Source organism: Microbacterium sp. Bi128 (assembly GCF_918698205.1).
In genome coordinates, this window is the sequence record NZ_CAKKMM010000178.1 from 1 (window position 1) to 7,896 (window position 7,896).

At 68.2% G+C, this 7,896-nt stretch carries 8 protein-coding genes; 3 read left to right on the forward strand and 5 right to left on the reverse strand.

The window, feature by feature from the left end:
• A partial coding sequence (locus LQV45_RS13470) for an aminotransferase class III-fold pyridoxal phosphate-dependent enzyme (RefSeq protein WP_230007473.1) occupies positions 1-255 on the forward strand: 255 nt, incomplete at its 5' end.
• A 204-nt stretch (positions 256-459) separates the two neighbouring features.
• Here the strand turns inward: LQV45_RS13470 and LQV45_RS13475 are convergent.
• Positions 460-1,242, reverse strand: a complete 783-nt coding sequence (locus LQV45_RS13475) for a hypothetical protein (RefSeq protein WP_230007474.1) — start codon at positions 1,240-1,242, stop codon at positions 460-462.
• Positions 1,243-1,435: 193 nt separating this feature from the next.
• Here LQV45_RS13475 and LQV45_RS13480 point away from each other — a divergent pair, with 193 nt between their 5' ends.
• Positions 1,436-2,308 carry a universal stress protein gene (locus LQV45_RS13480; protein WP_223913727.1) on the forward strand — a complete coding sequence of 291 codons (873 nt, stop codon included), beginning with the start codon at positions 1,436-1,438 and terminating at the stop codon, positions 2,306-2,308.
• On the opposite strand, the gene LQV45_RS13485 is transcribed toward LQV45_RS13480, so the two are convergent.
• The 4 genes from LQV45_RS13485 to rarD form a co-directional block, all read right to left on the reverse strand.
• Positions 2,275-3,105: a class I SAM-dependent methyltransferase gene (locus tag LQV45_RS13485; RefSeq protein WP_230007475.1), complete on the reverse strand. Its 831-nt coding sequence runs from the start codon at positions 3,103-3,105 to the stop codon at positions 2,275-2,277. The genes LQV45_RS13480 and LQV45_RS13485 overlap by 34 nt on opposite strands.
• Before the next feature lie 35 nt (positions 3,106-3,140).
• Positions 3,141-4,673 (reverse strand): bifunctional diguanylate cyclase/phosphodiesterase, encoded by a 1,533-nt coding sequence (locus tag LQV45_RS13490; protein WP_223913729.1) that lies wholly within the window; start codon positions 4,671-4,673, stop codon positions 3,141-3,143.
• Positions 4,660-5,064 carry an STAS/SEC14 domain-containing protein gene (locus tag LQV45_RS13495; RefSeq protein ID WP_223913730.1) on the reverse strand — a complete coding sequence of 135 codons (405 nt, stop codon included), beginning with the start codon at positions 5,062-5,064 and terminating at the stop codon, positions 4,660-4,662. Before LQV45_RS13495 ends, LQV45_RS13490 begins: the two co-directional genes overlap by 14 nt.
• A gap of 92 nt (positions 5,065-5,156) precedes the next feature.
• A complete protein-coding gene (rarD, locus tag LQV45_RS13500) occupies positions 5,157-6,191 on the reverse strand; it encodes an EamA family transporter RarD (RefSeq protein ID WP_374208211.1) in 1,035 nt (344 codons plus the stop codon).
• Between the two features lie 121 nt (positions 6,192-6,312).
• Between rarD and LQV45_RS13505 the strand changes: the two genes are divergently transcribed.
• Complete coding sequence (locus tag LQV45_RS13505) at positions 6,313-7,758, forward strand: FAD-dependent oxidoreductase (RefSeq protein WP_230007477.1); 1,446 nt, start codon at positions 6,313-6,315, stop codon at positions 7,756-7,758.
• Positions 7,759-7,896: the final 138 nt, after the last annotated feature.

The window sequence follows — 7,896 nt, forward strand, 5'->3', positions numbered from 1 at the left end:
GACGGTTCGGTGATCGGTGACGTCCGCGGCCGCGGCGCCATGCTGGCCATTGAACTCGTCCAGGCCGGTTCCAAGGAGCCGAACCCGGAGCTGACCAAGGCCGTCGCCGCAGCCTGCCTCAAGGAGGGTGTCATCATCCTCACCTGCGGCACCTACGGCAACGTCATCCGGCTGCTGCCGCCGCTGGTCATCAGCGACGAGCTGCTGCTGGACGGCCTCGGGGTCCTGGCCGCGGCCATTAAGGCCAACGCCTAGCCCAAGGCCCAATGAGCTGCCGGGAAGGCGATCCTTTCCCGGCGAGCCGGCGCTACCCGAAAACGGGCGACACAGCGGAGGAGCCGCGGACACCATGTCCGTGGCTCCTCCGCTGTTTCCGGCCTGGCTTTTCCGACCCTGCATCCGGGCCCTGCATCCGGGCCCTGGCTTGTCCGGCCCTGCATCCGGGCCCTGCATCAGGTCCTACTTCCAGGCGGTCGCGTCCAGCTGGATCGCCACCACGTACAGGTGCTGGCCCTGCTCGATCTTCTCCACCTCAGTGACCCGCACCTTCGTTTCCGGAATCGTGCCCATCGGACGGCCGACGCCGATCCCGTAGCTCAGCACGCCCTCGAAGTCCCCGGCCGGCGCGTAGCTGGTGAGCGCCTGGTATCCGATTGCCGGCGGCGGCGCACTGGTCACGGTGCTGGCCGTGCCGTCCGCGGTGTGCGACTGGGCCCCGCGGAAGGTCACCTCGAGGAGGGTTCCCGTGCCGGGCATCGGGATGGGCAGGCCGCTGCCGTCGTCGACGAGTTCGGGGACCGTTTCGACGTCGTAGCTGGGGAAGCCGCCGGTGAAGCGGAAGCTCAACTGGTCGTACGGCGGTGCGTCGGAGGGGTGCTGGCCCGCGCCGATGGCGGCCAGCGTCGGCAGCGGTGCCGCCGGCGGGGGCGCGATCGGCACAGGGTTCTTGTGGTCCGTGTGGAACGGGGTGGTTGGCCCCGGCACGGACCAGTCGTGGGTGACCGTGGAGGAGATCACCTTGTCGCCTGGTTGCGGCGGTGCCGTTTCGTCGGCATCCCCGGTTGCCGACGGCGACGGGCTGGCGGTCGGGCCGGCGGAGGCGGTCGGGGACTGCGACGGCGGCTGGCTGCCGGCGGAGGGCTGCGGGGCAGGCGGCGTGCAGGCAGTCAGGACCAGCAGGAGCGTGAGGGTTCCCAGCCCCGCGGCCCGCGTCCGGGTCCGTCCGTTGCGAATGGCGTCCATGGTGCGCTCCCCTCGACCATTCCAGCGTAGGTCCGGAAGATTGTGCTGGTCAGGGTAATAAGTCACCACCTTTTTGAGGTTCCGCTGGACTAGAGTCGTTCCTATCCACTGCAGGAACGCAGACCGGCCGACGTCGCCCGGAACCCCCGGGGCGCAGCTGGCATCTGCCCCAGACCCAAAAAGGGGTTCATACATGCGATACGTAGTCGGCTATACACCCACCGAACGTGGTGCGGACGCCGTTGCCCTGGCCTCAGCCATGGCCCGCGCGCAGGGAGCGCATCTCGACCTGGTCTATGTGGTGGATCGGCACACGCCCTATGTGGCGATGAATCCGGAAGGAAACCAGGTCAGCGCCGCGGAGCAGCAGATCCGCTCAGCGGAACGCCAGGGAATGGAACTGGTCCCTGAGGGGCTGGAGGCGCACTTCCATGTCCGACAGGCCGAATCGTTCGCGGCCGGCCTCATTGAGGCCGCACTCGAGTACAGGGCAGGCTTGATCGTTGTGGGTGCCGCCAGCAGCGGCCTGTTCAAGCGCCATACCGTGGGCAACGTGGCCAACGCCCTGCTGCACGCTGCCCCGGTTCCGGTGGCACTGGCGCCGCGCGGCTACCGCCATACCGAAGCCATCACGCGTCTGACCCTCGCGGTGGGCCAGCGCGTCGGAGCGGAGGCGGCGATCGACGTCGCGATCGAATCCGCCGAGCGCCGCGGGGTGCCGCTTCGGCTGGTTTCCCTCGTGGAACTGGACGTCGAGGGGGACGGCGGGGAGAACGTCAACGCCGCCCACATCCACGCCAACACCGTCCTCGCTGCCGCGGCGCACCGCCTGCCGGAGGGCCACCACGTCAGCGTGGAGGTCGCCCACGGCCGCACGATCGAGGAAGCGATCGATGACCTGGAATGGGACGACGGCGAGGTCATGATCGTCGGGTCCTCCCGCCTGGCGGAGAAGCACAAACTGTTCATTGGCAGCACGGCTTTCAAGGTGCTGCGGGCGCTCCCCGTTCCCATGGTCGTGGTCCCGCGCGACTACCAGCGGGTGGATGCCTTCCCGGAGGTCTGAGGCCCCGGGGCCAGGACCGCCCAATACGCGGGAATGTTGCTGGGCGGTCCACCGGCCTCCATCGGCACCGTCTTCAGGACGGTGGGTCCCTCCGCGATGAGGGTCCAGCAGTCCGGGGGAAACACGCGGGAGCGTTGCCCGGCACCGAAGTGGCCCGGTTTCGGCAACGAGGCAATGGCCTGGCGGAGCGGTCCCGGGATCCGCTTGCCGGTGGCGCCGAGTTCCCTCAGGTAGCTCAGGGCGCCGCCCGGGACGTTCGTTTCGACGAGGTAGATCCTGCCCCGGGTGCCCAGGAGCGCTTCGATGGAGCCTGCGAGGCGTGCCTGCCGACGCCGGCTGAGGACATGGAGCACGCCGCGGACAAAGACGTTGGCGTCGCCGAGTTCGCGCGCCAGCGCAGCCGCCGCGGCCGGCTGCGTGGCATCCAGGCTCCGGAAACTGAGGCCCGCGACCTGCGGCTGCGCGGAATGCGCGGCTGCCACGGCCTGGGGTGAGACGTCGACGCCGAGGACCGAGGCGAAGATGGCGGTGAGCCGCCGTGTGATGGTGCCGTTCCCGCAGCCGAGATCGATCACCGGAAGGCTGGTGTCCATCGCGCCGGCCATCACCTGCAGGTGGTGCCGGATCTCTTCGTTCCCGGCGCCCGGGGCGGCGTCCCAAATGACCGGTTCCCGGAGGGACCCCTGGGACACGCCGCGCCAGAAGGCATCCCAGCGCCGGTCCGGGCGGCTGGGACGGTGCAGGGAGAGCACGGCAACCCTGGCTGCGAGCCGGACAGTGTCTGCCACCCTGTGCACGCGTTTTCCTGTCTTGCGTCTGCCCGCCGGAACGCTCACGCGACGGCGCCGTCTCTGTGCCCGAGCAGGTCCGTCATGTCCGCCACCGGGAGCGGGCGGCTGAAGAAATAGCCCTGGCCGAATTCGCAGTTCAGCTGCCGCAGCCTGTTGGCTTGCTCCCTGTCCTCGATGCCTTCGGCGACGGCGCCCAGCCCGGCCGAATGGATCAGCTGCAGGATGGCGGCGACGAAGGTTTCCTGCTGCCGGTCCGTGGTCAGCCCGTCGAGCAGGGACTTATCGATCTTCGCCTGCGCGGCGGGGAGCGTGCGCAGGTAGCTGATGGAGGAATAGCCGGTGCCGAAGTCGTCGATCTCGATCCGGACGCCGAGGTCATTGAGTGACTGCATGGTGGCGGCCACCTCGGGGCCGCCGCGCATGATCGCGGTTTCGGTGATTTCGATCGAAATATGGCGGGGCTCGACGCCGTGCTGGGCCAGCAGGCCTTCGACGTAGGGTGCCAGATCGACGTGGTGCAGGTCCGCGGGGGAGAGGTTGATGTGCGTGCTGAAGTCCGCGGAAAGCCCCGGATCTGACTTCCAGCGGCCGGTTTGTGCGATGGCGTTCCGGAGCACCCAGTGGCCGATTTCCACGGTGAGCCCGGCCTCGTCGGCGGCGTCGAGGAAGGTATCCGGCCCCAGCAGGCCCAAGGCGGGGTGGCGCCAGCGGATCAGGGCCTCGGCGCCGGCGATCGCTCCGGTGCGCAGGTCCATGATGGGCTGGTACTCCAGCTCGAGCTGGTCCATCGCCAGTGCCGTCCGCAGCTCCGCCACCTGGTGGACCCGCTGCTTGGCGGCCTCGTGCATGGCCGCGGAAAACACCAGGAGGGTGTCCCTGCCGCGTTTCTTGGCCTCGTGCATGGCGATGTCGGCATCGCGGATGAGTTCCTCGCTTCGCAGGCCCGGTTCCCCCAGCCGGACACCGGTGCCGGCCGTGAGGGCGACCGCCACACCGCCGGCAACGATTCTGTCCTTCAGTGATTCGCCGAGCCGGGCAGCGGTCTGCAGCACGGACTCCGTGTCCTGGTCCGCGACGAGCACCGCGAATTCATCGCCGCTGAGGCGCGCGATCAAGTGGCCCGGTCCGGCCGCGGCGCTAAGCCGCAGGGCCGTCTCGCGCAGCACGGCGTCCCCGGCGGCGTGGCCGAGGCTGTCGTTGATGAGCCGGAAGGAATCAAGGTCCATCAGGATCAGGGCCGGCTGGCGTCCCGTGCCGGCCCCGGCAACGGCTTCGGCCACTTTTTCCTGCAGCAGCGAGCGGCTGGCCAGGCCGGTCAGCTCATCGGTGTTGATGACGCGCCGGAGTTCGGCTTTGGCCGCCTCCAGGAGCGCGGTCCGCTCGGCGACCCGGACTTCCAGGTCCTCGTACATGCTCTGAAGCTCTTCGGCCAGGAGGTTGATGCCGGTGGTGACTGCGTCTATCCCGTCCCGGGCCGGTGAGACCGGCAGCCGGTTCGACAGATCGCCCGAGGACAGTACGACGATGCCGTCCACGAGGTCCTCGAGGCGGCGGTCATCATCACGCCCCGTCATGGCCCTGCGAGGTCAGCCAGCGGACCGCCTCTTCACCGTTGGTGAAAAAGCGTGTCGGAACCGGCGCGGAATTGACGCCGAGGAAGAAGTTGGCGAGGACCCGGTCCACGGCGGAGGAGCCGAGGAGCGCGATTGCCGAGGCGTCGCAGTGCTTGGCGAACACGGCCCGGGCGGCCCGGCTGACGGACTCCGTGGTGGCCATGTCGATCAGCAGCGGCGTGGGCCGGCCGCCGCACAACTCATTGACACGATCCATGGCCAGCTGGGCGTTGGGGGCATCAATCACCACGCCGCGGGCCCACTGAAGGCGCAAGATGCCGTTGCTGTCGAAGTCCAGGGACGAGATGTCGCGCCCGCCCTGAGTTTCACGATCCTCTTGTGGCACCAGCAATCCTCAATTTCGCCCCGACATGTCCCGTTCATGATGACACTAACGCACGGCGGCAGGGGTAAGCAGGCCGCCAACCCGCCGGGGCGGTAGTGCTAGGCGGCGGCGCGGGCCCGTTTCCGGGTCACGGAGTTCTTCCGGGCCGTGTGCAGCATGTCCACGGTCAGTACCAGCAGCGCCAGCCAGACGACGCCGAAACCGGCCCACCGGTCCGGTGTCATGGTTTCCTTGAACACGACGAGCGCCACGATGAACTGCAGGACGGGCGCGAAGTACTGCAGCAGCCCGATCGTGGTCATCGGCAGACGGCGGGCGGACGCGCCGAAGAACAGCAGGGGCACCGCGGTGATGACGCCCGACGCCACCAGCAGCCAGAAATGGCCCGCACCGTTTGCGGCCAGAGTCGCCGACCCGCTGACCGCGAGGAAGATCATGGTGGCCGCAGCTACAGGCGCCAGGACGATCGTCTCCACGGTGAGGCTTGTGATCGCCTCCGCCCGCGGGCCCACGCGCTTCTTGACGAATCCGTACAGGCCAAAGCTCAGCGCGAGTGTCAGTGCTATCCAGGGGAGCTTGCCGTAGGAGACCGTCAGCACTCCGACGGCCACGAAGCCGATGCCGACGGCGGCCCACTGCAGCGGCCGCAGCTTCTCCTTCAGGACGAAGACCCCCAGCAATACGGAGACCAGCGGGTTGATGAAGTAGCCCAGGGAGGCCTCGACGGCCTGGCCGGTGGTCACGCCGTAGGTGTACGTCAGCCAGTTCACCGCGATCAGGGCAGCGGCGATGGACAGCGGCCCAATCACCGTGCGGTCCCGGAAAGCAGCAGCCAGCACCCGCCAGGACCGTGTGACGGTGATGAGCAGGACGCAGAACAGGAGGGACCAGACCACCCGGTTGGCGACGATTTCGACCGCGCCGGCCGGATGCAGGACGTAGAAGTACAGGGGCAGCAGCCCCCAGAGCCCGTAGGCGCCGATACCGAACAGGATTCCCGCCGTCGTGTCCTTGTCCACCGGTGCCGGTCCGCCCGGCCGGGCCGGCGCCGGCCCCGCCCCAGCGGCCCGGCCGGCCGGCGCTGTCAATGGGGCGGGGGACAAGGATCCTTCGGGCTTAGACACAAGACCAATAACACCACCTGCGCGGCGCCTATTCCTGCCAATCGGAGCGCGAGCGGGCCGGTCACATTTAGAATGGGGGCCTGTGCGCTGTATCTACTGGCGCTGTCCCTAAGACTCAGAAGGGCTCCCGGTGTCCAACTCGGCCGAATCCACATCCTCTCGTCCCCTCCGTGTCGCGATTGTTGGCGCCGGCCCGGCCGGTGTTTACGCCGCGGACATCCTGACGAAGTCCAATGAGGTCAAGGACGGCGACTTCCAGGTCAGCATCGACCTCTTCGAGGCGTATCCGGCGCCCTACGGCCTCATCCGCTACGGAGTGGCCCCCGACCATCCGCGGATCAAGGGCATTGTCAACGCGCTCCACAAGGTCCTGGACCGCGGCGACATCCGGTTCCTCGGCAACGTCACCTATGGCAGGGACCTGACGCTGCATGACTTCCGCGCGTTCTACGACGCCGTCATCTTCTCCACCGGCGCCATCAAGGACGCCGACCTGGATATTCCCGGGATCGGCCTGGAGGGATCCTTCGGCGGGGCCGACTTCGTCTCCTGGTACGACGGCCACCCGGACGTGCCGCGGGACTGGCCGCTGGAGGCCAAGGAGATTGCGGTGATCGGCAACGGAAATGTGGCCCTCGACGTGGCCCGCATGCTGGTCAAGCACGCCGATGAACTCCTGGTCACCGAAATCCCGGACAACGTCTACCGGGCGCTCAAGGATTCGCCGGTCACCGACGTCCACGTGTTTGGCCGCCGCGGCCCGGCCCAGGTGAAGTTCACGCCGCTGGAGCTGCGCGAACTCAGCCACGCCAAGGACGTGGACATCGTCCTGTATCCAGAGGACTTCGAATTCGACGAGGCTTCGGACGAGGCCATTCGCAGCAACAACCAGATCCGGACCATGGTCAACACCCTCACGAACTGGCTCGTCGAGGAGCACGCCGAGGCCGAGGAACCGTCCTCGCGCCGGCTGCACCTGCACTTCCTGCACAGCCCCGTCGAAATCTATGGAACAACAGACGACGCCGCGAACCCCGGCAAGGTCGCCGGCATCAAGTTCGAACGCATGCAGCTGGACGGCACCGGGAACGTCAAGGGCACCGGTGAGTTCCTCGACTACCCGGTCCAGGCCGTCTACCGCGCGATCGGCTACCACGGTTCGCCGCTGGATGAGCTGGAATACGATGCCCGCCGCGGCGTCGTCCCGAACGAAGGCGGCCGCGTGCTCGACGCCGAGGGCAACCCCGTGCCCGGAATCTACGCCACGGGCTGGATCAAGCGCGGCCCCGTCGGGCTGATCGGCCACACCAAGGGCGACGCGCTGGAGACCATCGGCTTCCTGCTGGAGGACCGGCTGACGCTGCCGCCGGCGCAGAACCCGGACCCGCAGGCCATCATCGACCTGCTCCAGGAGCGCGGCATCGAGTACACCACGTGGGAAGGGTGGATCAAGCTCGATGCCCACGAGCTCGCCCTCGGCGCCGAGTGGTCCGCGGCGGAGTCCGCCAACGGCATCGAACGGGAGCGCATCAAGGTGGTGCCGCGCGAGGACATGATCGAGATTTCCCGCGGCTAGGCTGTGACAGCCTGAGGCGGCAGGCCGGTGCGTTTCCAAACGCCCCGCGCGGAACTAGACTGGGCCGGACGAGGCGGCCTTCGGCACGCCGTCGAGCCCGTCCGGTGGGAGGTCAATGGGGAAACTGGTCCATCCCGC

What these genes read in the sequence shown, in the direction of transcription:
- LQV45_RS13475 (WP_230007474.1), bottom strand. Translation starts at nt 1,242, where the DNA reads ATGGACGCCATTCGCAACGGACGGACCCGGACGCGGGCCGCGGGGCTG.
- LQV45_RS13480 (WP_223913727.1), top strand. Translation starts at nt 1,436, where the DNA reads ATGCGATACGTAGTCGGCTATACACCCACCGAACGTGGTGCGGACGCC.
- LQV45_RS13490 (WP_223913729.1), bottom strand. Translation starts at nt 4,673, where the DNA reads ATGACGGGGCGTGATGATGACCGCCGCCTCGAGGACCTCGTGGACGGC.